The organism is Hyphobacterium marinum, assembly GCF_036330325.1.
Classification (GTDB): domain Bacteria; phylum Pseudomonadota; class Alphaproteobacteria; order Caulobacterales; family Maricaulaceae; genus Hyphobacterium; species Hyphobacterium marinum.
Window position 1 is genome coordinate 768157 of sequence record NZ_JAZDRO010000001.1, and the last position, 24156, is coordinate 792312.

21 protein-coding genes are annotated in these 24156 nt (G+C 64.1%); 14 read left to right on the top strand and 7 right to left on the bottom strand.

Annotation, left to right across the window (positions count from 1 at the left end):
- Positions 1-66 precede the first annotated feature (66 nt).
- A complete protein-coding gene (locus tag V0U35_RS03690) occupies positions 67-1188 on the top strand; it encodes an OprO/OprP family phosphate-selective porin (protein ID WP_330195304.1) in 1122 nt (373 codons plus the stop codon).
- A 94-nt stretch (positions 1189-1282) separates the two neighbouring features.
- Positions 1283-2395 (top strand): substrate-binding domain-containing protein, encoded by a 1113-nt coding sequence (locus tag V0U35_RS03695; protein ID WP_330195305.1) that lies wholly within the window; start codon positions 1283-1285, stop codon positions 2393-2395.
- Between the two features lie 129 nt (positions 2396-2524).
- Here V0U35_RS03695 and V0U35_RS03700 read toward each other — a convergent pair whose 3' ends face one another.
- Positions 2525-3604, bottom strand: coding sequence for a glycosyltransferase family 4 protein (locus V0U35_RS03700; RefSeq protein WP_373696367.1), 1080 nt, complete (start codon positions 3602-3604; stop codon positions 2525-2527).
- Positions 3605-3817: 213 nt separating this feature from the next.
- Between V0U35_RS03700 and putA the strand changes: the two genes are divergently transcribed.
- The 3 genes from putA to V0U35_RS03715 all read left to right on the top strand — a co-directional run bounded on the left by putA (position 3818) and on the right by V0U35_RS03715 (position 10070).
- On the top strand, positions 3818-6940 hold the full coding sequence (gene putA, locus V0U35_RS03705; protein ID WP_330195307.1) for a bifunctional proline dehydrogenase/L-glutamate gamma-semialdehyde dehydrogenase PutA: 3123 nt from the start codon (positions 3818-3820) through the stop codon (positions 6938-6940).
- 265 nt (positions 6941-7205) lie between these two features.
- Positions 7206-9101, top strand: coding sequence for a ribonucleoside-diphosphate reductase subunit alpha (locus V0U35_RS03710; protein ID WP_330195308.1), 1896 nt, complete (start codon positions 7206-7208; stop codon positions 9099-9101).
- Positions 9102-9239: 138 nt separating this feature from the next.
- The gene (locus tag V0U35_RS03715; protein ID WP_330195309.1) at positions 9240-10070 is read left to right on the top strand and encodes a lipid A-modifier LpxR family protein; all 831 of its coding nucleotides are present in this window, start codon (positions 9240-9242) and stop codon (positions 10068-10070) included.
- Here V0U35_RS03715 and V0U35_RS03720 read toward each other — a convergent pair.
- From V0U35_RS03720 to V0U35_RS03730, 3 genes are read right to left on the bottom strand one after another with little or no spacing between them, the layout of a single operon-like run.
- Positions 10054-11211 carry a trans-sulfuration enzyme family protein gene (locus V0U35_RS03720; RefSeq protein ID WP_330195310.1) on the bottom strand — a complete coding sequence of 386 codons (1158 nt, stop codon included), beginning with the start codon at positions 11209-11211 and terminating at the stop codon, positions 10054-10056. The genes V0U35_RS03715 and V0U35_RS03720 overlap by 17 nt on opposite strands.
- Positions 11208-12119, bottom strand: a complete 912-nt coding sequence (locus tag V0U35_RS03725; RefSeq protein ID WP_330195311.1) for an alpha/beta fold hydrolase — start codon at positions 12117-12119, stop codon at positions 11208-11210. Before V0U35_RS03725 ends, V0U35_RS03720 begins: the two co-directional genes overlap by 4 nt.
- Positions 12116-13084 (bottom strand): homoserine dehydrogenase, encoded by a 969-nt coding sequence (locus tag V0U35_RS03730; protein ID WP_330195312.1) that lies wholly within the window; start codon positions 13082-13084, stop codon positions 12116-12118. The genes V0U35_RS03725 and V0U35_RS03730 overlap by 4 nt, the downstream gene beginning before the upstream one ends.
- Positions 13085-13467: 383 nt before the next feature.
- Here V0U35_RS03730 and V0U35_RS03735 point away from each other — a divergent pair, with 383 nt between their 5' ends.
- From V0U35_RS03735 to V0U35_RS03755, 5 genes are all read left to right on the top strand, one after another.
- A complete protein-coding gene (locus V0U35_RS03735; protein ID WP_330195313.1) occupies positions 13468-14499 on the top strand; it encodes a ribonucleotide-diphosphate reductase subunit beta in 1032 nt (343 codons plus the stop codon).
- Between the two features lie 63 nt (positions 14500-14562).
- A complete protein-coding gene (locus V0U35_RS03740) occupies positions 14563-16023 on the top strand; it encodes an AMP nucleosidase (protein ID WP_373696348.1) in 1461 nt (486 codons plus the stop codon).
- A 112-nt stretch (positions 16024-16135) separates the two neighbouring features.
- The gene (locus V0U35_RS03745) at positions 16136-16903 is read left to right on the top strand and encodes a tyrosine-protein phosphatase (protein ID WP_330195315.1); all 768 of its coding nucleotides are present in this window, start codon (positions 16136-16138) and stop codon (positions 16901-16903) included.
- Positions 16900-18198, top strand: coding sequence for an anthranilate synthase component I family protein (locus V0U35_RS03750; RefSeq protein WP_330195316.1), 1299 nt, complete (start codon positions 16900-16902; stop codon positions 18196-18198). The genes V0U35_RS03745 and V0U35_RS03750 overlap by 4 nt, the downstream gene beginning before the upstream one ends.
- Positions 18195-19004, top strand: coding sequence for an aminotransferase class IV (locus tag V0U35_RS03755; protein WP_330195317.1), 810 nt, complete (start codon positions 18195-18197; stop codon positions 19002-19004). The genes V0U35_RS03750 and V0U35_RS03755 overlap by 4 nt, the downstream gene beginning before the upstream one ends.
- On the opposite strand, the gene V0U35_RS03760 is transcribed toward V0U35_RS03755, so the two are convergent.
- The 3 genes from V0U35_RS03760 to V0U35_RS03770 form a co-directional block, all read right to left on the bottom strand.
- The gene (locus tag V0U35_RS03760) at positions 19001-19540 is read right to left on the bottom strand and encodes a TadE/TadG family type IV pilus assembly protein (RefSeq protein WP_330195318.1); all 540 of its coding nucleotides are present in this window, start codon (positions 19538-19540) and stop codon (positions 19001-19003) included. The two genes, V0U35_RS03755 and V0U35_RS03760, sit on opposite strands and share 4 nt — an antisense overlap.
- The gene (locus V0U35_RS03765) at positions 19537-20064 is read right to left on the bottom strand and encodes a TadE/TadG family type IV pilus assembly protein (RefSeq protein WP_330195319.1); all 528 of its coding nucleotides are present in this window, start codon (positions 20062-20064) and stop codon (positions 19537-19539) included. The genes V0U35_RS03760 and V0U35_RS03765 overlap by 4 nt, the downstream gene beginning before the upstream one ends.
- Positions 20065-20143: 79 nt before the next feature.
- Positions 20144-20620 carry a pilus assembly protein N-terminal domain-containing protein gene (locus V0U35_RS03770; RefSeq protein ID WP_330195320.1) on the bottom strand — a complete coding sequence of 159 codons (477 nt, stop codon included), beginning with the start codon at positions 20618-20620 and terminating at the stop codon, positions 20144-20146.
- 279 nt (positions 20621-20899) lie between these two features.
- Between V0U35_RS03770 and V0U35_RS03775 the strand changes: the two genes are divergently transcribed.
- The 4 genes from V0U35_RS03775 (at position 20900) to V0U35_RS03790 (ending at position 24149) form a co-directional block, all read left to right on the top strand.
- Complete coding sequence (locus tag V0U35_RS03775; protein WP_330195321.1) at positions 20900-21058, top strand: Flp family type IVb pilin; 159 nt, start codon at positions 20900-20902, stop codon at positions 21056-21058.
- Positions 21059-21208: 150 nt separating this feature from the next.
- Positions 21209-21715 (top strand): A24 family peptidase, encoded by a 507-nt coding sequence (locus tag V0U35_RS03780; RefSeq protein ID WP_330195322.1) that lies wholly within the window; start codon positions 21209-21211, stop codon positions 21713-21715.
- 122 nt (positions 21716-21837) lie between these two features.
- A complete protein-coding gene (cpaB, locus tag V0U35_RS03785) occupies positions 21838-22674 on the top strand; it encodes a Flp pilus assembly protein CpaB (RefSeq protein ID WP_330195323.1) in 837 nt (278 codons plus the stop codon).
- 11 nt (positions 22675-22685) lie between these two features.
- Positions 22686-24149, top strand: a complete 1464-nt coding sequence (locus V0U35_RS03790; RefSeq protein ID WP_330195324.1) for a type II and III secretion system protein family protein — start codon at positions 22686-22688, stop codon at positions 24147-24149.
- Positions 24150-24156: the final 7 nt, after the last annotated feature.

The window sequence follows — 24156 nt, forward strand, 5'->3', positions numbered from 1 at the left end:
ACCGTCGTCATTCCGTCGTGTGACTGTCACACGGGGCCGGGGGCGACCGCCATACGGACGCTTGCCATGTTTCGCCTGCCTACGCTTTCCGCTCCGATTTTCACTGCTCTTGTGATGGCTGCCCCGGCGGCTGCGGATGATTTCACCATGGAGCCGCGCGGCCGGATCTTTCTCGACTTCGCCCAGGTCGACGAGAGCTTCCCGGGCCGGAACCGTGACACATCGGACATGGAAGTGCGGACAGCCCGGCTTGGCGTGCAGGGCGGCTGGGATGAATTCCGCTATGTGGCGGAAGTTGATTTCGCAGGGAACCGCCTGACGCTGAAGGATGTCAATGTCAGCTGGTCGGGCGACGGTTTCACGATCCGCGCCGGGCATTTCAAGACGCCCAACTCGATCGAACACCTGACGTCCGGCCGGTTCACCACCTTCATGGAACGCCAGCAGGCCAATGACGCCTTCCGCTATGGCCGCCGCCTGGGGGTGCAGGTGTCACGCAGCGGCTCCAACTATTCGCTCGCCGCAGGGGCGTTCGCGGGCAGCGTCGGTTCGGGCGCGACCGGGTTTGACATGTCGGATGGAACGGTCCTCGCGGCGCGCGCGACCTTCGTACCGATCCGGACTGAAACGCGTATCCTGCATCTTGGTGCGCATGTCCGCGCCTTCAACGAGGGCGGTGACGGCAACGAGACGCTGCGGGTCCGGGCGCGCCCTGGCGTTCACCTGGCGGACCGCTATGTCGACGCCCGCCCGGCGGCGAACAACTCGACGCTCGCCGGTCTGGAAGCCGCCTATATCGACCGGCGTTTCCATGCCTTGCTCGAAGTCGGCCGGGAAGATGCCGATGAAGGCGGTGACTTCACGTCCTGGTCGGCGAGTGCAGGCTGGTTCATCACGGGCGAACAGCGAAATTACAGCGTCTCAAGCGGTGCCTTTGGCCGGACCGATGTGCTTGATCCGGTGACCGAAGGCGGCCAGGGCGCATTCGAGATCGCGGCGCGCTTCGATCAGCTGGATGCCGGGCCGGGCGGCGAGCAGACCACCACCACGCTGGGGCTGAACTGGTATGCCACCGATCATGCCCGGGTCATGCTCAACCTCGTCCATGCCGAGGCTGATGGCGCGGGGGCCCGTTTCGGTGCGGGTGATTTCGACGGCATCCAGGCCCGCCTGCAATTCGACTGGTAATAAAAAATTCACACGCAGAGAGGGCCCGCCGGGCGTATGCGGTGGGCCAGCGGATCTATCAACGCACACGGATCAACCAAGGGACGCCATGATCATGAAACAGTATCTGGGACTTTCGCTTTTCGCGCTCGCCCTCGCGGCCTGCTCTGACACGGCCGAGGTTGCGACGAACACCGACACCGGCAACGACACCGGCGCGGACCTGTCGTCCGATGCTCCGGCCGATGCCAATGCCAATCTGGTCGACCGTCCGATCCGCATCGTCGGATCCTCGACCGTTTTCCCCTTCACGACGGCAACGGCGGAAAGCTTCGGCGCGCGCACCAGTTTCGCGACGCCGGTCGTCGAATCGACCGGCACGGGCGGCGGCATGCGCCTGTTCTGCAATGGCGCGGGTACCGCGCACCCCGACATCACGGGGGCCTCGCGCCGCATGCGGGCTAGCGAGTACAATCAGTGCCAGGCCAATGGCGTGACCGAGATCACCGAAATCCCGATCGGGTTCGACGGCATTGTCTTTGCCAACACGATGACCGGCCCGGAACTCGACATCTCCCGCGACCAGATCTGGCTCGCGCTTGCTGCGCACGTGCCGGGCGAGGACTGCGCCATGGTCGAGAACCCGTATGAGAGCTGGTCGGACATTGATCCGACACTCCCGTCCGAACGCATCGAGGTGTTCGGCCCGCCGCCGACCTCGGGCACACGCGATGCCTTTGTCGAGCTGGGCATGGAAGCCGGTGCCGAACTGGTTGCCGAAGCCACCGGTTGCGAAATCAGCGACGAGCATGCCGCACGCATCCGCGAGGACGGGGCCTGGATCGATGCCGGCGAGAACGACAACGCCATCGTCCAGACGCTGGTCAATACGCCGACCGCTTTTGGCGTGTTCGGCTATTCCTTCCTGGCGCAGAATTCCGACCGCATCCAGGGCGGCCGCGTTGATGGCGTGATGCCTGAGTTCGACGAGATTGCGTCGGGCAATTACCCGATTTCGCGCTCGCTCTTCGTCTATGTGAAGAACCAGAATGTCGGCGTGACGCCCGGTATCGAGGCCTATGTCACCGAGCTGACGTCCGAAGATGCCTGGGGCGAATTCGGCTATCTGGCCGATCGCGGCCTCATCCCGGCCCCGGAAGCCCGGCGCATGGAAATCGCCGAACGTGCCCGCAGCCTGACCCCGATGGATGGTGCACCGGAGCACTAAGACAAAGTACTCGCGCCTTTATTTCCACCCCACCCCGGCCCTCCCCTCAAGGGGAGGGAGGTAAAAGCGCTAAACTCCCTCCCCCTCTGGGGGAGCGTAGGGGTGGGGGCATCCTGGCCCCCTCAACCCCTAAAACAGCGGCTTCTTTTCCGGGCGGCCGAGGCGGCGAATGCGCCGCCAGATGCGCCGGCGTTCCGGCTTGGGCTGGGGTTTGAGATTGCGCACGAACTCTTCTGCGCAGGACCGCCAGGAGAAGCCTTCGGCATATTCGCGGCAACGCTCGCGGTCCATCTCCAGCGATTTCAGGCAGGCTTCCTTCAGATCGTCGCTGGCCCAGCCGGCTCCGGTTCCCGGAATGAGGTCTTTCGGTCCCGGTGCCAGGAAGCCCGCGACCGGTGTACCGCAGGCCATGGCTTCGAGGATCACCAGGCCGAACGTGTCGGTAAGGCTGGGGAAGACGAAGACATCGGCATCGGCAAAGTGGCGGGCGAGGTCTTCGCCCGATTTCGAGCCGAGGAAGTGCACGTCCGGATATTTCTTCTTCAGCTCTTCGAGCTGCGGTCCGGGCCCGACCACGACTTTCGAGCCGGGCAGGTCCAGTTCGAGGAAAGCCTCGATATTCTTTTCCACCGCGACCCGGCCGACATAGAGGAAGACCGGACCGGGCAGATCCTTGAACAGGCCGCCATCAATGCTGCGCCGGGACGGATGGAAAAGCTCGGTATCCACCCCGCGAGCCCAGGCGGTGATGTTTTTAAAGCCGCGTTTGGCGAGGTCGTCGCGCATGGAGGGCGTCGCCACCATCAAGCGCCCGCCCGCATTGTGGAACCAGCGCATGAAGGCATAGCCCGCCGCGAGCGGAATGAAGGGGAAGCGTGCGTTCACGTATTCGGGAAACTTGGTGTGGTAGCTGGTCGAGAAGGGTAGCTTCCAGTCGAGGCACACCTTGCGGGCCGCGAGACCCAGAGTGCCCTCGGTCGAGATATGAATGGCTTCGGGTTCAAAGGCCTTGAAGCGCTCCTCGATATCCTTCTTGGCCCCCATGGCGAGCTGGATTTCGGGATAGGTCGGCAATGGCCAGGTCTTGTAGCCGAGACCGGGATGGATGACCTCGACATCATGGCCCATCGCCCGGCATTCCTCGACCGTTCGCGACAGCGTGCGCACCACGCCATTGACCTGGGGTTCCCAGGCGTCGGTGACCAGCATGATGCGCTGGGGGCGGTCCTCGGCCTCGGCGGAATCGCTTTCCGGCGCGGCGGATTCGGGGGTCGTGTTCTCTGTCATGCCGCCTGAATAGACCATTTGGCTTGCGGCGCGAAGCATCCCGGTGCAGGAGGCCTTGCGCGCGGTGATTTCGCACACCATTCTCCGCCGCGTTTTACATCGAGCCGCCCCCCATTTCACGAAGGAGCGTTGGGCATGTCCGAGACGGCAGGGTCAGTGGTGAACTGGGATGCGCTCGATTCGGGCAAGTTCGCGAATGAGACCGAAGCGGCCCGGGCACTTGCCGACCTGACGGGGCTGGACAGTGCGGCCCGCGACACGATCCGTGACGCCGCCGTCGATCTCGTGGTCCGGGCGCGCCAGTCCAAGCGCAAGCGCGGCTTGATGGAATCCTTCCTCCAGGAATTCGGCCTGTCGAACAAGGAAGGCCTGGCGCTGATGTGCCTGGCTGAAGCCCTGCTTCGCGTACCGGATGCCGACACCGCCGACCAGCTGATCGCCGAGAAAATCTCCTCCGGCGACTGGAATGACCATATGGGCCGGTCGGAAAGCTGGCTGGTCAATGCCTCGACGCTCGGCCTGATGCTGACGGGCTCGCTGGTCGATGTCGAAGGCGCGGCACGGAAGGACCCTGGCGAATATTTCCGCAAGCTGGCCCATCGTCTCGGCGAGCCGGTCATCCGCGCCGCCGTCATGCAGGCGATGCGGATACTGGGTGAACAATTCGTCCTCGGGCGGACGATCAAGGAAGCCATCAAGCGCGGCCGCAAGACGAAAGGCGCGCTCTTCTCCTTTGATATGCTCGGCGAGGGGGCCCGTACCGCCGCGGACGCGGCGCGCTATCACAAGCGTTATATGGATGCGATCGCGGAAGTGGGCCGCCAGCGCGGCGACGGTCCGATCGAGGCCGTTGATTCGGTCTCGGTGAAGCTGTCAGCCCTTCACCCGCGCTATCATGCGGTCAAGGAATCGCGGATTTTCGCCGAGCTTTATCCAAAGGTTCTCGAACAGGCCAAAGCCGCAAAGGCCGCCGATATCGGCCTGTGCCTCGACGCCGAGGAATCGGACCGGCTCATCCTTTCGCTGAAACTGCTCGACCGGCTGGCCCGCGAACCCGAGCTGGAAGGCTGGAACGGGCTGGGTCTGGCCGTGCAGGCCTATCAGAAACGGTGTTCGGCGGTTCTGCGCGGCCTTATCGATCTGGGGCAGGCGACCGGGCGGCGTTTCTTCGTGCGCCTGGTGAAGGGCGCGTACTGGGACACCGAGATCAAGTTCGCCCAGCAACAGGGCTGGCCGGACTTCCCGGTCTGGTCGACCAAGCCCGCGACCGATCTCAATTATCTCGCCTGTGCCCGGCTGATGCTGTCGGCCCCGGATACCATCTATTCCCAGTTTGCGACCCACAACGCCCACTCGCTCGCCGCCGTGCGCCATATCGCGGCCGAGGCGGGTGTGACGACTTACGAGTTCCAGCGCCTGCACGGCATGGGCGAGCCGCTGTATGCGGCAGCGGACGAGGCTTTCGAGGCGGGTCCGGTCCGCGTCTATGCGCCTGTCGGCAGCCATGAGGACCTTCTGCCCTACCTGGTGCGCCGCCTCCTGGAGAACGGGGCGAATACGTCGTTTGTTCACTCGTTTCTTGATGACGACGTGCCGCCCCAGGACGTGGCGCGCGGGCCGTTTGACGGGGCGGACACGATTGACCGGCATCCGTTCATCGCGCCGCCGCCGAAACTCTATGGTGACCGCCGCCGCAATGCCGCCGGTGTGGATTTGTCCCAGACCAGTGTGCGGGAACGGTTGAAACAGGCCGTCGCCGCATTCGACACCGGCACACGAATCGCCGCCGGTCCGATCATCTCCGGCAAAGCGCGCTCCGGCCCCTTGACCGACGTGCTCGACCCGGCCCGCCATGACCGCGTCATCGGCACGGTGGTCGAAGCGGACGCCGCCATGATCGACGAGGCCTATGCCGCAGCGAAAGCCGCCCAGAAGGACTGGGACCGGCGCGGCGGCCCGGCGCGCGCCGAAATCCTGCGCGCCATGGCCGACATCCTCGAGGACAACACCGACCGGCTGATCGCGCTGATGGCGCGCGAGGCGGGCAAGACGCTCAATGACGGCGTCGCCGAGGTGCGCGAGGCGGTCGATTTCTGCCGTTACTATGCCGCCGAAGCGGAGGCGAAATTCGCCACCATGGACCGGTTGCCCGGACCGGCGGGCGAGACCAACCATCTCGGCATGCACGGCCGCGGCGTCTTCGTCTGCGTCAGCCCGTGGAATTTCCCGCTGGCGATCTTTACCGGCCAAGTCGCAGCCGCTTTGGCCGCGGGCAATACCGTCCTTGCCAAGCCGGCAGAACAGACCTCGCTCATCGCCTTTGAAACCGTCCAGCTCTTCTTCAAGGCCGGGCTGCCGGTCGATGTGCTGCATCTCCTGACCGGACCAGGTTCGAGCGTGGGGTCGATGCTGACCTCGGATGACCGGGTGGCCGGGGCCGCCTTTACCGGCTCGACCGAAACCGCGCGGCGGATCAACCGCTCGCTTGCGGCAACCAATGGCGCGATCCCGGTCCTGATCGCCGAAACCGGCGGCATGAACGGGATGTTCGTTGATACCTCCGCACTCAAGGAGCAGGTGATCGACGATGCAATTCTGTCGGCCTTCGGCTCGGCCGGGCAGCGCTGTTCGGCGCTGCGGGTCCTGTTTCTGCCCGAGGATACGGCCGATGACTTTATCGAGGGCATATCCGGCGCGATGGACGAGCTGGCGCTCGGCGACCCGGCGGATGCCTTTACCGATGTTGGCCCGATCATCGATGTTGCCGCGCGCGAGACGCTCGACCAGCACATGGCGCGCATGCGCGAGCATGCGAAAGTCATCAAGCAGGTCGACCCCGGCGAATACCGCGAACAGGGGTCGTTCTTCGGCCCGGCACTGATCGAACTGCCGTCACTGGACCTGCTCGACGGCGAGAAGTTCGGGCCGATTCTCCACGTGATCCGCTACAAGCGGAAAGACATGGCGAAAATGGCGCAGCAACTCGCCGACAAGGGGTATGGGCTGACGCTCGGCATTCACACCCGGGTCGCGGCCTTCCAGAGCGCGGTGATGGGCTGTGTGCCGGCCGGCAATGTCTATGTGAACCGGAACATGACCGGTGCGGTCGTCGGGGTGCAACCCTTCGGCGGCGAGGGACTGTCCGGCACCGGACCCAAGGCCGGCGGTCCCCACTACCTCGCCCGTTTCGCGGCGGAGCGCGTGGTGACAGTGAATATCGCGGCCCAGGGTGGCGACCCAGAATTGCTGAACCTGTAGCTGTTGGACTCGGTCCCGATTCCGCGCCGTTCACGGAGCTTAATTTTTATCATCAAGCCAGACAGGCGATTAGGGATTCATTAACCAAAAAATCCGGTTTTTGCGCTTGAGGGGCGTTGACCCCCGCGGCGACCTTAAGCACTATATGTTGGGTCGGCTGGAGGCAGCAGACACATCATAAAGGGATTTCCGAGTTCGCGGCGCGAGGGTGCGTTTCCCGCGCGACAGGAATGCTGTGCCGCGACGCGGGGGGAGATACGAGTTCATGACGCCTATCGATTCAGCTGCGAGCGCCGTCGAATCCATGTCTGGTGCGGCTCCGGAACGGTCCCGCCGTGGCAAGCCGAAAGCGCCTGCCGGCCGTCATCTCAAACTGGTGGAGAAGGTCCGGACCGATCCGTCCCGCGACGACCTCCTGACCGATTTCGGCAAGAAGACGCTCGTCGACCGCTACCTGCTTCCTGGTGAATCCTACCAGGACATGTTCGCGCGCGTGTCCACGGCCTATTCCGACAATCCCGAACACGCGCAGCGCCTGTATGACTACATGTCGAACCTCTGGTTCATGCCGGCGACGCCCGTCCTGTCGAATGGTGGCGCATCGCGCGGCCTGCCGATTTCCTGCTTCCTCAACTCTGTCGGTGATTCGCTCGACGACATCGTCGGTTCGTGGAACGAGAATGTCTGGCTGGCGTCCAATGGCGGCGGCATTGGCACATATTGGGGCGGCGTACGGTCCATCGGCGAGAAGATCGGCGAGAACGGCCAGACCAGCGGCATCATTCCCTTCATCCGGGTGATGGACTCGCTGACGCTGGCGATTTCCCAGGGCTCGCTTCGGCGCGGATCGGCGGCAGTCTATCTCGATATTCACCACCCGGAAATCGAGGAATTCCTCGAAATCCGGAAAGCGTCGGGCGACTTCAACCGCAAGAGCCTCAATCTCCACCACGGCATCAACATCACCGACGCCTTCATGGAAGCGGTGCGCGATGATGCCGAATTCGACCTGATATCACCGAAATCGGGCGAGGCGGTCCGCTCGATCAATGCGCGCAAGCTGTGGCAGAAAATCCTGGAGCTGCGCCTGCAGACCGGCGAGCCCTATGTCATCTTCTCCGACACGGTGAACAATGCGCTCCCGGCGCACCAGCGCAAGCTGGGTCTGAAAGTGCGCCAGTCCAACCTGTGCTCGGAAATCATGCTGCCGACGGGCCTCGATTCGAATGGCCGCGACCGCACGGCGGTATGCTGCCTGTCCTCGCTCAACGCAGAGAAATTCCTCGAGTGGAAGGACGATCCGGTTTTCATCGAGGACATCTTCCGTTTCCTCGACAATGTGCTTCAGGACTTCATCGATCGCGCGCCGGCTGAAATGGACCGCGCCGTCTATTCCGCCCTGCGTGAGCGCTCGGTGGGTCTCGGACTGATGGGCTTCCACAGCTTCCTGCAGGCCCAGAACGCGCCGTTTGAATCGGCGATGGCCAAGTCCTGGAATCTGAAGATGTTCAAGCATATCCGGACCCAGGCCGATGCGGCATCAGTCCGGCTAGCCGAAGAGCGCGGGGCTTGCCCGGACGCGGAAGCGGCGGGCGTGAAGGCCCGCTTCTCGCACAAGCTGGCGATTGCGCCGACGGCGTCGATCTCGATCATCTGCGGTGGAACCTCGGCGGGCATCGAGCCGATCCCGGCCAATTACTATGTCCACAAGACGCTGTCGGGCTCCTTCCCGGTCAAGAATGCGCAGTTGAAGGCGCTGCTGGCGGACAAGGGCGAGGATACGCCGGAAACCTGGGCGTCCATTCTCGAGCATGAAGGCTCGGTCCAGCACCTCGACTGCCTCGATGAATACGAGAAGGCGCTGTTCAAGACCGCGTTCGAGATCGATCAGCGGTGGGTGATCGAACATGCTGCAGACCGCACGCCCTTTGTGTGCCAGTCGCAGTCGCTCAACATCTTCCTGCCGGGCGATGTCGATAAGTGGGACCTCCACATGCTGCACTGGACAGCTTGGGAGAAGGGCGTGAAGTCGCTCTATTACTGCCGGTCCAAGTCCATTCAGCGTGCGGGCTTTGCCAATGCGACGGAAAAGTCCGGCGTCGAGGCGTCGATGGCGGCGGCGGCCCCGACCGACTATGAAGAATGCCTTGCCTGTCAATGAGTTAGCGGTTGTCCGTGACTCAAAAGCGACAGATTCAGGCTTTTCTAACCCTGCAATGCGAACGCAATTCTTTTCGGCGTGTGGAACCGAATGACCTGTGCTAGGGTTATATTCGCAACGCTGCAGGGGAGTTAGCGGATGCGCCGTTTTAAGTTGAGACGCCACGTTTATGCGGGCACGGTCGCCATGGCCGGTGTGCTGGGTGGAATGGTCTCGCCGGGCTGGACGATGGACGCCAACTGGAGTCCGTCCCAGGCCATTCTCGCTCCCCTGATGTCCGAATACTCCGCACCGGCCCAGCCGACCGCGCAGCCTGAGGCCGAACAACTGGCAATCAGCGCGATGGACGGCCGGCGGCATGAAACCGGGGCCATTTCCGCCTTTGCCGGTGAGCGCGTCTCCCGGGCCATGGTCAATGATACCTCGGCGATCGAGGTGCGGGTCTATAATCCAGGCTCCGACCAGCTGGCCGGGAGGCTCTATCGGATACGGTCGGACAGCGACCCGGTCGTGATTCAACCCGAACAGGAAGGCCGCTCCAGCGTTGCCGTCGATTATGTCGCGCGGTTTGACTCACCGGGCGCTGGAGATGAGCTGGACCTGGCCTTCATTCCGCGGGCCGGCGTCAGCTTCGGTCCCGACGGTTCGGCGGCTGGTGCGGGTGCGCAGGTTCGCATCGGTCAGTATTTCGACGAGGCCGGTGACGGCCGTCCGTCCTGGTATGCCTTTGCCGGAGCCGAGCGCCGCGCGGTGCTCTATGATCCGGCGCAAGGGTTCGACCTGACTGACGCGATGACCTACGAAAACTACACCGTCGTTGGTGATGTTCAGGCCGGCGTGGCCATGCGCTTGGGCGATGTCGATCTCTCGCTCGCCTATGTTCGCCGCGAAACCAAATACACCGCTGGTGCCTCGGGCTTTAATGAGCACGAGGACTTCGCGGCGGTTTCGCTCACGCGGACCTGGTAGAGCTTCTCTCCAGCGCGTCTGACAGGTCGCGCCACAGATCCTCGACATCCTCCAGCCCGACCGACAGGCGGACCAGCCCGTCAGCGATACCCGCCTGCGCGCGGTCCGCAGGGCTCATCGCGGCGTGGGTCATCAGCGACGGGATTGAGACAAGGCTCTCCGTGCCACCCAGAGACTGGGCGAGCGTGAAGAGGTCCAGATCCTGGACGAAAGCGTTCGGGCACAAGCCACCCACCAACTCCATACTGATCAAAGGACCGAAGCCCGACTGCTGCTCAGCCGCGAGGGCATGACCCTTGTGTGCGGTTAGGCCGGGATAATCCACGCGCGTGACCGACGGATGTGCGTCGAGCCGTATGGCGAGGTCCAGTGCTGATGCGCTTTGTGCCTTTGCCCGCAGCGCCAGCGTGCGCAGGCCCCGCGTTGCCAGAAAGGCATCAAATGCGCCGCCACCGACTCCGGCCGCATTCACCCACCAGGCAAAACGCTCCATCCGTGTTGCATCGCGCGCGGCGACAAAGCCGCCCACCATGTCAGAATGACCATTAAGGAGTTTGGTTGCTGACCCCACGACGATATCAGCGCCGAGATCGAGCGGTCTCTGTTGCGCGCCTGTGAGGACGGTATTGTCGACCACGCTGACGGCACCGGCCTCGCGGGTGAGCGCGCAGACGGCGGCGATATCGGTGATTCGCAGGCGCGGGTTTGACGGTGTCTCGATGAAGACGAGTGCGGCGGGCCGGGAGAGCGCTTCTTGCGCCGCTGCCACGTTTGTCAGATCGACATAATTGATGGTGAAACGTCGGCCCTCCGCGCGGGCATCCAACAAACGCCGTGTGCCGCCATAGACGTCATGTCCGCAGACGATGCGCGACCCGGCCGGCAGATCGTTGAGGAGCAGGTCGATCGCGGCCATGCCCGAGGCCGTGACGCAGGCTCCGGCAGCGCCTTCGAGCTTTGCGATTGCCTCTTCCAGAAGCGCCCGCCCGGGATTGGCGGTGCGGGCATAGTCGAACGCACCGGCGGTACCGGCCTCTTCCCTGCGCCAGGCCGAGGTAAGGTGAACCGGCGCGGTGACCGCCCCGCCGGGGTCGCAATTAATGCCGGTCCGGGCGAGGTGTGTCGCGGACGACCAGCTCATGCGAAAGCCCTGGCAAGGAAGGCATTCACGGCATCGACCTCCTTCAGGAAGCCATCATGGCCATAGAGACTCGGACGAAATTCGAGTGCCGCGCCCGGAAGCTGGCTTGCGGTCCATTCGACATCACAGGGCGGAACGAGCTGGTCACTGTCGAAGCCCAGGAGCCAGGCCGGGGCGGTAATGCACGTGAAGTCGATCTCCACCTGGTCCATGGAATGAGAGAGGGCGAGGAAGCGTTTTGCGCTCGTCCGCGCAGCATAGGTCTCGCCGTGATGGGCAAGCCAGGCCCCGATGCCCCGGGCTTCACGGCTCGCCGGGTCAGGGTCCCGGAAGCGCTCGGCGAATTCCTCGGGTGTGCGATAGGTGGTCATGGCGAGACGTCTTGCGAGATCGACGCCGCGGGCTTCGTCACCGGCCGCAACACCGGCTCGGACGATGCCGCGCTGAACCGAGCGCCAGGCCTGCGCCATCGGATGGACCCGCCCTGCTGCCGCGATGAGGACGAGCTTGGTCACCCGGTCTGGAAAAGCGCTGGCGAGTTCCAGCGCAATGGCTCCTCCATAGGACGCGCCGACCACGGCAAAGCGATCGAGCCCGGCCGCATTCGCCAGGGCCACGATGGCGCGGGCCTGGTCGGCGAGCGTCGGGAAGGGCGAGACCTCCTCGCCGAGAAAATCGGCTCCGAGCAAGGCGAAGCGGTTCGGGGTCAAGGCACCGTCATGGTCGGCGACACCGGGCCACCAGCCTTGTCTGTCCGCATCACCGAGTAGATGTTTGCCCGCCGAAACGCCGCCCAGCACGACCACGCCGGGCCGGGTCGTCTCGCCATGCAGGCGTCCGAGCGCCTGGACGTGCGTGCCGCCCGTCAACTCCACACTGACAGCGTGGTCTTCAATCCGTACAGTCATCGCCAGTGCCCGGACAGGACGCGGCGGACGTCGCCAAGCACGCTGGCGGATGTCGGTCCCCGTCCGGCCCCTTTTCCCGAGAGGATGAGCGGCGGACGCGAGGGGCTGGTCAGGATCACGACATTCTCCTCCCTGCGGGCGCGGGCCAGCGGATCGTCAAGACGGACCGCTTCGAGCGTTACGCTGGCATGGAGACCGGTATCGGTCCGGTCAAGCCGCGCGACCTGGCGCAGGCGTACCCCCGCCTGGGCGGCGCGCAGGGCCGCACCGGCGGGAAGGTCACGGATTGACTGGACCGGAATGGCATCCGGATCGAGGTCCACATCCCAGGCTGTGCGGGCGATCAGGACCAGCTTCGCCGCCGCATCGAGCCCGTCGAGATCGGCAGACGGGTCCGCCTCGGCAAACCCCGCCTGCTGCGCGGCGGGTACCGCCTCGTCCAGCGATCCGCCGTCTGCCAGCCGGTCGAGGACGAAATTCGACGTGCCATTAAGGACGGCCCGTACCGAAGCCGGGGGGTGACCGGAGACTTGCAGGCGTTCGATGGATTCAAGAACCGGGACACCGCCCCCCACCGCCGCCGAACAGGCAAAGGCGGTATTCTGGGCGCGTGCGCGGCGGACGAGGTCGGGACGACGCGCGACGGCGGCCTTGTTGGCGGTGACGACATGGGCGCTAATTCCGACCGCCCAGTCCAGTGCAGCCTCGGCGAGCGGGCCGCCGGGCAGAGTCTCGATCACGATGTGGGGGTGAAGGGCCTGGATGTCTTGCAGGCGCGAAAAGACCGGCGTGTTCGGTCCGACACCGTCGCGACGGGTCCGGGTCAGAACACCGCTCAAGGAGAGGCCTTGGGGCAGGGCGGCGGCGACACCGCCACCAACCGTGCCGCAGCCCAGCAGAACGGCGCGCAACGGAACGGCCCGGGCCGGGCGGACAGGATCAAGGAGTGTGGAGCTGGCAGACATAGCGGTGGTGTCTCCGTCGGGCAGAAAAAAGCGGGACGGACCAAGACGCGCCGAAGGCCTGCGGGGACGGGCATCGCGCATGACGGGCGGTCGAGTCCGCCCCGGGGAGAGTGGGGCGGGCTCCAGTCAGGCACCCGTCATCGCTTCGCTTTAGCCGCACTTGTTCCGCGCCCGCAAGCTGAAGCTCAAATCGGCGCACATCACGATATAAACATGTCTTTATATGTTGTCGAGGGCAAAATTGCTGCGCGAGCTTGTGGGAAAACCCGGCACGGATACACACAAGGTCTGGACCTTAAGCCGGGTTTAACCCCAATATGTGGTAAATGGCGGTTGGCCAGCCCGCACCGCCCACAGACAGCGAACTTTCAGGGGAATCACCCATGTCCGATACCGGAAAGACCGGCCTTCTGACCGCCAGTCACGCCTACAAACCCTTCCGCTATCCGTGGGCTTACGAGTTCTGGAAGAAGCAGCAGCAGGTCCACTGGATGCCGGAAGAAGTTCCGCTCGGTGAGGACTGCAAGGACTGGGCGACCAAGCTCAATGACCAGGAACGCAACCTGCTGACCCAGATTTTCCGCTTCTTCACGCAGTCCGACGTGGAAGTGAATGACAATTACATGGAGCGCTATGCGCGCGTGTTCAAACCGACCGAGATCAAGATGATGCTCTCGGCGTTTTCGAACATGGAAACCATCCACATCGCCGCCTATGCGCTGCTGCTCGAAACCATCGGCATGCCCGACCATGAATTCTCGGCCTTCATGGAATACGAGGCGATGCGCGACAAGCACGACTACATGCAGCGTTTCGGCGTCGAGACGGAAGGCGACATCCTGCGCACGGTGGCGATGTTCGGGGCCTTCACCGAGGGCCTGCAGCTGTTCGCGTCGTTCGCGATGCTGATGAATTTCCCGCGCTTCAACAAGATGAAGGGGATGGGCCAGATCGTCTCCTGGTCGGTGCGCGACGAGAGCCTGCACTGCGAAGGCATGATCAAGCTGTTCCACGAATTCTCGCGCGAGACCGGTGCGCTGACGCAATCGGTCAAGGACGACATCGTCGAAAATTGCCGCACGGTCGTGAGCCTGGAAGACAAGTTCATCGACCTTGCCTTCGAGATGGGTGATGTCGAAGGCATGACGCCGGAGGACATCAAGTCCTACATCCGCTACATCGCGGACTGGCGGCTGAAACAGCTCGAGCTGCCTGCCCTTTACGGGGCCAAGAAACACCCCCTGCCGTGGCTGACCGAGATCCTGAACGGAGTCGAGCATGCCAATTTCTTCGAAACCCGTGCGACGGAATACTCCAAGGGTGCGACGAAGGGCGACTGGCACGGGGCGGACGGTGTCTGGGCGAGCTTCGACAAGGCACGGTCGAAAGCGGCCAATTCGCTTCCGGCGGAATAGGCAGGGACGCAAAAGCTTCTCTGGACGCGGGAACGAATCCGTCGCAATAAGCAGGCGATGGACGTGAGATTTGAAACTGCCGCCTCGCCATCCGATGCCGTCGACCGGCTGGAACGGCTCTACGAAGCGGCGGCCCAGCGCCTTCGCGATGCCCTGAAAGCCTATATCGAGGACGGCGTTTCGCCCGACCCCAAGGCGCGCGCCGCCGGGGCCTTTGCCTATCCTGAACTGCGGGTTCACTACCAGACAGACGGGTCACCGCCGCCGGTCAGCCGCGCCTTCGGCAAGTTTTCCGAACCCGGCACCTACACCGCTGCGATCACCCAGCCCGCGCTCTACCGTGACTATCTGCTCGAGCAGCTGACCCTTCTCGACAGCCAGTATCCGATCACGATCGAGACCGGCCCGTCGCGTGAGGAGATCGCCTTCTCCTACGTGCTCGACGGCTCGGAGGACATTGACCTCGACGCGGCTGTTCCGGCCGATCTCGTCCGGCATTTCCCTTACGCCGATCTCGCCGGTGTCGATGACGCGGTCCCGAATGGCGAGCGCAGCCCGGTCCCCGGCGAGCCACGCCCGCTCGGGCTCTTTGATGCGCCGCGCGTGGACTACTCGCTGCAGCGCCTGCGGCACTATACCGGCGCTCCGTACGAGGACGTGCAGCAATTCATCCTCTTCACCAATTATCACCGCTATGTCGACGCCTTCGTGGCCTGGGCGATCCGCCAGCTGAAGGAAGACAACGAATACGAATCGCTGTCCGCGGCCGGGTTCGTGACGGTCGATGCCAACACCCCCAATCCGCGTGCGGCGGTCGAGGGTGCGCCCTGGCGGCGCTTCCAGATGCCGGCCTATCACCTCAAGGCTCCCGGCGGGCGCGGCATCACGCTGGTGAATATCGGCGTTGGTCCATCGAACGCGAAGACGATCACCGACCACCTCGCGGTACTGCGCCCGCAATGCTGGCTGATGATCGGTCATTGCGGCGGATTGCGGCATTCCCAGCGCCTGGGCGATTATGTGCTCGCCCACGCCTACCTGCGTTATGACCGTGTCCTGGACCGCGACCTACCACTGGAAATTCCGGTGCCGGCCATTGCCGAAATCCAGATCGCGCTCGCCGACGCGGTCCGCACCGTCACGGGCGAGAAGAAAGACGAGCTCAAACGCCGCCTGAGGACCGGAACGGTCGCGACCTATGCCGACCGGAACTGGGAGCTGCGATATGCCGGCGAGGCGCGCCGGATCAATCAATCCCGCGCCATCGCGGTCGACATGGAATCTGCGACTATCGCAGCGAATGGTTTCCGCCTGCGCGTGCCCTATGGGACGCTGCTGTGCGTGTCCGACAAGCCGCTGCATGGCGAGCTGAAACTGCCGGGTGCGGCCAATTTGTTCTACCAGCGCTCGGTCAGCGAACACCTGATGGCGGGGATCGAGACAATCGAGATCCTCAAGCGCGACGACGCCTCGGCCCTGCATTCACGCAAGCTGCGCAGCTTCGACGAACCGCCTTTCCGGTAGGAACCGTCAGTTTTCGCAGCAAAGGTCACCCCGTGCCTTCGGAGAACCGCGAATAGCCGCAATGCGCCTTACTGGCTTGCCCTTGCGGGGCGGTCATCGTAGCAAGCCAAGCATGAGCCGTGTGATCCCCTTTGAAGGCATCCGCAACTTCCGCCATTTCGGGGGTTATTCGGGCCGTGACGGACGGAAATTGCGTGAGGGCCTGTATCGTTCGGGGCATTTCAGCCGGGCGACCGAGGCGGACCGCAAGGCGTTGGCCGACCTCAATATCACCCATGTCACCGATTTGCGCCGCCCCCAGGAGCGCGAGCGCGAACCGTCGAACTGGGCCGAGGAATCGGGCGTTTATGTGCTGGAGTCCGATATCGCCGGGCACAGGGAGCCGCCCCATCTCGCCTTTCTGCGCGAGGGCGATCTGAGCCTGTCGGGAATCCGCGACTTCATGCTGTCGACCTATCGCCGGCTGCCGACCGATCCGGGCAACAAGAAAGTGTTTGCCGCCGGTCTGAGAGCGCTCGGCGAGGTGGGGACGCAAGGCTTTGTCGTCCATTGTGCGGCGGGCAAGGACCGGACCGGGATTTTCTGTGCGCTGGCGCAGAGCCTGGTGGGCGTCGGACGTGACGCGATCAATGACGATTACCTGATGACCAATATCGCGGTGGACTATGACCGCGTGGTTCCCGAGGTCGCCGCCGGTATCGAGGCCAATTACGGCCGCCGCATCCCGGATACGGAAATGCGGCTCTTTCTCGGTGTGGACGCGGACTATCTCGACCAGGCGTTTGGCGTGATCGGCGACCCGCGCACCTATATGCGCGACGAGCTGGGCCTGAGCGAGGACGAACTCGACGCGATCGAAAGGCGGTTGCTGGTCCCGTGAACGCGGCCACCAAGCTGGCGCGTTCAGGCGCGCTGACCCTGGACTGGATCGACCCTGCGACCGCATTTGCGGCCCTGGAATCCGAACCCTTCTCACTGCTGCTGCATGGCGGAGCCGAGCCGTCCCGCATCTATGCCTTCCCGCAGGCGCGGATCGAGACCGACATCCCGCGCGGCGGTTTTGACCGGTTTGCACAAGAGATACGCTCTAGCCTGGCTACCGGCTGCGAGGCCGCCGGTCTGTTTGCCTATGAGTGCGGCGGCGCGTTCGAGGCGGTGCCGCGCGCGGGGGGAAGCCGTTGGCCGGATGCCGCCTTCGGTCTTTATCCGGCCTGGGCCGAGTTCGATCCGGCGGCCCGCACGGTCACGGTCTATGGGCGGCCCGATGCGGCCAGTACGCTGGCCGGTGCGCTGTCCGGAGGTATCGCATCTCCTGTCGTGACACCCGGTCCGGCGACATGGTCGGCCCGCTGGAGCCGCGAACGATACCTGGATTCCTGTGATCGCATCATCGGCCATGTCCGCGCGGGCGACATCTACCAGGCCAACCTTTCGCAGGGCTTTGATGTCGACCTGGGCACCGGCGATACGCCTTGGGCGGCGTTCCGCCGGCTCATCGCCGCCAGTCCCGCGCCCCGCAGCGCCTATTTCCGGCTCGATGCGGATCGGGTGGTGATGACGAACTCGCCCGAGACTTTCCTGACGCTCCGCGATGGACAGCTCGTCTCACGTCCGATCAAGGGAACGCGCCCGCGCGGGTCCACGCCTGAGGCCGACCGCGCCGCAGCCGGGGCGCTGTCCCGCAGCGCAAAGGACCGGGCGGAAAACCTGATGATTGTCGATCTTGTCCGCCATGATCTCGCACGGGTCTGCGAGGCCGGCAGTGTGCGCGTCCCGGTCCTGTGTGAACCGGTTCCGTATGCCAATGTCCATCACCTTGTCTCGACCGTCGCGGGGCAACTCAGACCCGGCCTCGACGCCCTGGATGCCATCGCGGCCGCTTTTCCACCGGGGTCGATTACCGGCGCGCCGAAAATCCGCGCCATGGAGATCATCGCTGCCGAGGAGGGCGAGGCGCGCGGACCCTATTGCGGCACCCTGGGGTGGATCGGCGCGGGCGGTGCGGCGATGGACCTCAATGTGATGATCCGAACCGCTGCACTGCACCGGGACGGGCAAAGCTGGACAGCCGGTATCCGGTCCGGGGGGGCGATCACGATCGGCTCGGACCCCGCCGACGAGTATGACGAGACACTGGCCAAGGCCTCGGCGCTGCGACAGGCGTTCGCGCCATGACTGTCCGCGTCCTTGATCGCGGACGCTGGCGGGACTTCCGTCCCGGCGACCTCCCGCCTGACGACAGGGGGCTGGCGCTGGGTGACGGCGTGTTCGAAACCTTCAGGGCGAGCGCGGGCGGGATCAGGCGATCCGACGCGCATGCAGACCGCCTGGCGGCGGCCTGTGAAGCGCTGGACCTGCCCATGCCGGACTGGTCGGATATCGTTTCCGAATCACGGCGTCTGGCCGCTGCAGGGTCCCACATCATGCGGGTGACGCTCACCCGCGGATCCGGACCGCGCGGCCTGGCGCCCATACCGGACGCGAGCGGCCTGGTCATGCTGACCGGCAGCCCGTGGAGCCCGTCTCGGAAGAGCCTGGTCCTGCATCTCTCCTCCCTGCGTCGATCGCCAGACAGCCTGTCTGCGCGGCACAAGACAATCAGCTATGCCGACAACGCCGCGGCGCGACGGGAAGCGGACGCTGCCGGAGCCGGCATGGCACTCCTGCTGACGAGCTCAGGGGCGGTTTCCGGCGCAGATTGCGCCAATGTCTTCGCCCTGCGTGGCGGCGTGTTGCGAACGCCGTCCACGGCTTGCGCAATCCGGCCTGGTGTCACGCGGGAGGTGGTCCTCGGCCTGGCGCGGGAGGCGGGTCTGGCTGTCGAAGAGGGCGATTATGCGCCGGACGACTTTCTCGATGCCGATGCGCTCTTCGTCACCAATGCGGCGATGGGAATCGTTGCCGTCTCACAGTGTGGCAGCCGGCATTTCGATACAGGGCAGGCCGGCTTGGCGGCCTTGCAACAGGCGGAAGCCGGCTAACCGCGGCTGACCACCAGCGACTGGCGCGGACGCAGGTAGAAGGTCTCGTCGATATCATATTGCCCGAGGCCGATTTCGGCGAAGGGAGCGTCGTAAAGATAATTGACCTCGACCATGATCACCGACCGCCCCGGAAACAGGATACCGCCCGGCGTGGCAACGGCGGAGCCGGGAGCCAGGGGTGTCATGCCTGACGCATCGCTCCAGTCGACTTCGACATCCCCGGTCAAATTCATCGACACGCTGGTAATCCGGACCGAGAAACGCGCCGGGTCGTTGGGCGCGATGATGGCCGCACCCGCATTGAGGATGTTTTCCATCTCGTCATCGGTGACGACGTCGTCCTGGGCCACCAGGTCGGCCAGCGCGCTGGCTGCGGCGGTCACCTTGCGGTCAACGGACAGCGCGAGGCTGACTTCCATCATGCCGAGATAGAACAGAACCATGACAGGCGCGATGAGGGCGAATTCGACCGCCGAAACGCCACTCTGGTCACCGGACGCCCGGCGCAGGAAGGATCGAAGCGCGGGTATCATTCGTTGAAAGGCTCGTTGCGGAACACGGTCGCAGCCGTAATCAGGCGGCGGTTGTCCGACATGTTGGAGAGCTGGCCGGCGAAATTCGGCAGGAAGAGCGGCCAGCTGTAATAGACGCGAACCAGGACAATGTCGCCGGCGTCGCCAGGATCGAAACCCATGTTGCCGGCATTCATATTGCCCTCGCTATCGAGAGGCGCGGTCGGCGTGATTGCGTCGAAATCCTCGAATACGGCGACTTCGAATGCCATGCGGTCACAATCGGCGACAACGGCAATCCGGTTGCAGACTTCGGTCTGGAAAGTGGCCGCGTTGCCACCGCCATTCTGAAGCTGTCCGGTGCGGATGAGGCGCGCCGATTCCAGAACAGCATTCTCGATCACGGTCGACGCGAAGAAGACCGCCGCTACTTCGATCAGCGCCATCAGGAAAAAGAAGAAGGGACCGGCAATCAGCGCAAATTCCACCGCGGTCGAGCCGCGGCGGTTTCGCCTGAAATTCTTGATGAAGCCATGCTTGCGCATGATCTGCCCCTTCTGCCGTCCGGGACAGATTGCACGCATCGCACTTAAACCTGCGTAAAAGGGCGTGGTGAACGCGGTGTTACTCGTCGCTTCCGCCAGCCAGGGCATCGCTGCCTTCCGACGCCGCCACCGCGTCCTGGGCAAGCTGGATACGGGTCTGCTGCTGGCTGGTCACCCGATCAAATGTATCCGCGTCGTCGCCGACGGCGGCCACGGCGTCACAACCCTGGCCGCAGGCATAGGTCGTGCGGTTCATTCCGCGCTGGACGACGACCTGGCCGCGCCGGGCCGAGCCGACAACAATATCGTCTGCGAAGATCACGCGGCCGCGCCGGTCGAGCGCAATGATATTCGTGCGGCCCGCCATCTTCCCGGTGACGATCAGGGTCGAGCGGTCATGGATGACCGCGTCGGCGATGGCCGGATTACCGATAATGATGGTCGCGGCGGGAGCCGGGAGCCGGACCACGTCGGCATGCTCCACATCGACATAGCGGTCGTCAGCCCAAGCCGGGGCCGCGGTGGCGATGAGAGCTGCGAGCAAGAGGGCGCGCATGGGCGTGTCTCCGGTACAAGAATACGAGCCACAGCAAACGCCCTGCGCGTGAAGACTTTCTAAACGAAGAGAGTGGGATGCGCTGGACCGGACTCTATAGTGTAGATAGGTCCATTCTCAGGCCGGAAACCGGGCATTTCCTGTAAACCAATAATTAAGCATGGCTTTTTACCGGATCGAAACGCTCACCGTGTTTTATTCACGTTGCTCGGGAGAGGTCGGGACTGACTTGAACTCCCAAGAGTGGATGTGTGGCTAGCTAACACGGGGAGTAAACCCATGAAATTCGTTTCACGCTTCTTCAAAGACGAGTCTGGCGCGACCGCGATCGAATACGGTCTGATTGCCGCCCTGATCGCCGTTGTCATCATCGGTGCCGTGACGGCGCTGGGTACCGGCGTTCGCGACAACATGCAGACGGTTGCCGACGCGATCTAATCGCGACGACAAGACTTTCGTCTACGCGACAAGGGCCGCCCGGAAACGGGCGGCCCTTTTCCGTTTCCGGTGCGCTTTTCCCGCGCGCGCCAACCAGACGTTAAGCCTGTTTGGCTAGACAGTCGGTTCGATGCCTTGCTGGAGTGATCCATGACCGCCACGATGATCCCGGTTCTTGCCTTTGCCTTCCTGATGACGCTCGCCGCCCTGAAGGATGCGATGAGCTTCACCATCCCGAACTGGCTCTCGGGCGCGGTCGCGCTAGTCTTTCCTCTGGCCGCGGCCCTCATGGGAATTGGCTGGGCCGAGTTCGGTCTTCACCTCGCGGTGGGTGTCGGCGCGCTGGTTCTCGGGATGGCGCTTTATGCACCAGGCTGGATCGGTGGCGGCGATGCCAAGCTGATCGCCGCGGCCGCGCTGTGGTTTGGCTGGCCGGACGCTGTCATCTTCCTGGGAAAGTCTGCACTGATGGGCGGTGCCCTCGCTGTGACGCTCCTGATGCTGCGCCGGATCGTGCCCGCGACGCGTTTGTCGGCGGGATGGGTGGCACGGACGCCCCTCGCCGAAGGCGCACCGGCTCCCTACGGAATTGCGCTCGCAGCCGGTGCACTTTGGACCCTGCCGGGCAGCGCGTTGTTAACCACTGTTGGCCTCTGAAGGCTATCTGTCTGGGATTTCACAGGACTTCCCCGGCATTCGGGTCGCAGTGTTAACGCGCCCTTGAGAAATTCCGCGTCTCCTGCCGCTTGAACACGTGCGTGCCAAGGGGATTCGCGCCAATGAACGCCGCCCGAATTTTAATACTCGTCGCCGCCGGTGTCGCGGCCATTGCCGCGGCCTATTTCGTCTATCGGTCATCGTCGGGCAGTCAGCCGCAAGCTGTTGTCGAACAAAGGGAAGTCGCGCCTACCGTCCGGGTTCTGTCGGCCCGGAATGACCTGGTCACCGGGTCCCGGGTGGCGGCCAGCGATCTCTACTGGCAGGCCTGGCCGGAGGAAGCGGTGAGCCCCGCGCACATCGTCGAATCACGCAATGCCGATGCGGCGGAAACCTATGCTGGCGCGATCGTGCGTGCCGATATCGCCCAGGGCGAGCCGATTTCGCCCAATCGTCTGATCGCGACGGGCGATGCCAGCTTCATGTCCGCCATGCTCGGCCCGGGCATGCGCGCGGTCGCCGTACCGATTTCAGCCGAGACAGGGGCGGGGGGATTCATCCTGCCCAATGACCGCGTCGATGTGATCGTGACATTCGAAGCCGAAGCCGAGGGAAATTCGCGCCGCCGCTTCTTTGTCGCCGAAACGGTCGTGGAAAATGCCCGCGTCCTGGCCATCGACCAGGCCATTGGCGGCGAGGACGAGGATGCGGTGGTCGGCTCGACCGCGACACTGGAACTCGCGCCGGACCAGGCCCGTGCCGTCGCGCTGGCCGTGGCGCGCGGTGACATTTCACTGATGTTGCGCAGCCTGTCTGATGGGGCCGGCGGGCCACGTCTGGCGGCCTTGCCGCAGCGGCGCGATGAGCCGTCGGAGCGCGAGGTGCGCGATTTCGAGGACGATACCATCCAGGTCTATCGCTACGGCCAGGGACGTCAGGTCGCCCTGCAGGGCGATTGATGGGGGGCGCAATGAAATTCAGGACCGGAATAGCCGCGCTTCTGGCGCTCTGCGTGACGGGCGCACCCGCCATGGCGCAGGGCGAGCAGAGCTCGACCATGCAGGTTCACATCACCGCGCCGGGCAATGGTCCGGCCGCGCAGACTCTGAACCTGCCCTTCAGCAAGGCGGCGGTCATCCACCTGCCGGTCGATGCCGCGGATGTTCTCGTGACCAATCCGGAAATCGCCGACGCCGTGATTCGTACATCGCGCCGGGCCTATATCCTGGGTCAGGGCATCGGCCAGACCAATGTGTTCATCTTTGGTGCGAATGGCGAACTCATCGTCGATCTCGATATCCGTGTCGAGCGCGACATGCGCGCCCTGCAAACCTCGATCGACCGCTTTTTCCCGGATTCACGAATTCAGGTCGAGGCGATGAACAATCACATCGTCCTGTCCGGGAGCGCGCCGAGCGCATCGGCTGCGGACGGCGCGCTGCAACTGGCGCGGCGCTGGGTCGACAACCCGGAGAACGTCCTGTCCATGATCGCGGTCGAAGGCCGCCAGCAGGTGATGCTGCAGGTCCGCATCGTGGAAATGCAGCGCACCATCGTGCGCCAGCTGGGGATCAATCTGTCTGCTGCGGCCCAACTCGACGACCTCGCGGTGTCGGTGGCGACCGAACAGCAATTCTCGCTGGTTGGCCGGGCGCTGTCGGGGCTGAGCTCGAACCTGACCTATACCAATACCGGAGGCGGTGACATTTCCTCGGTCAGCGGGCTGGTCCAGGCCCTGGAGCGCGTCGGACTGGTGCGCACGCTTGCCGAACCCAATCTGACCGCGATCTCTGGTGAGTCCGCGAATTTCCTCGCCGGTGGCGGAGAGTTCCCGGTGCCGACGGGCCGAGACCGCGACGGCAATATCATCATTGAATACAAGCAGTTCGGTGTCGGCCTCGGCTTCACCCCCATGGTGTTGTCCGAAGGCCGGATTTCGCTGCGGATCTCGACCGAGGTGTCGAACCTCTCCAGCCAGGGCGCGCTGGAGCTGGGGGCCTCACAGGTCACCGACGACCAGGGCAATGTGATCGGAACCGTGCCGGGCGTGACTATCCCTGCGCTCAACGTGACGCGCGCCGAAACGACAGTGGAATTGCCGTCCGGCGGCAGTCTCGTTCTCGCCGGCCTGATCCAGGAAGAGACGCGCCAGAATCTCGACGGTGTGCCGGGCGTTCAGAACGTACCGGTCCTGGGCGCACTGTTCCGGTCGCGCGATTTCGAAAACCAGGAGACCGAGCTGGTCGTCATCGTGACGCCGTATCTCGTCGATCCGACCAATGCCGGAAACCTGCAGACGCCGGCTGACGGTTTTGCCACGGCGAGCGAGATCGAAACTTTCTTCTTCGGCCACATCAACCGTGTCTATGCGGTCCCCGGTGCCCATACGAACGGGCAGTCCTGGTCGGGCCCCATCGGCTTCCTGTTCGATTAGAGGAGCA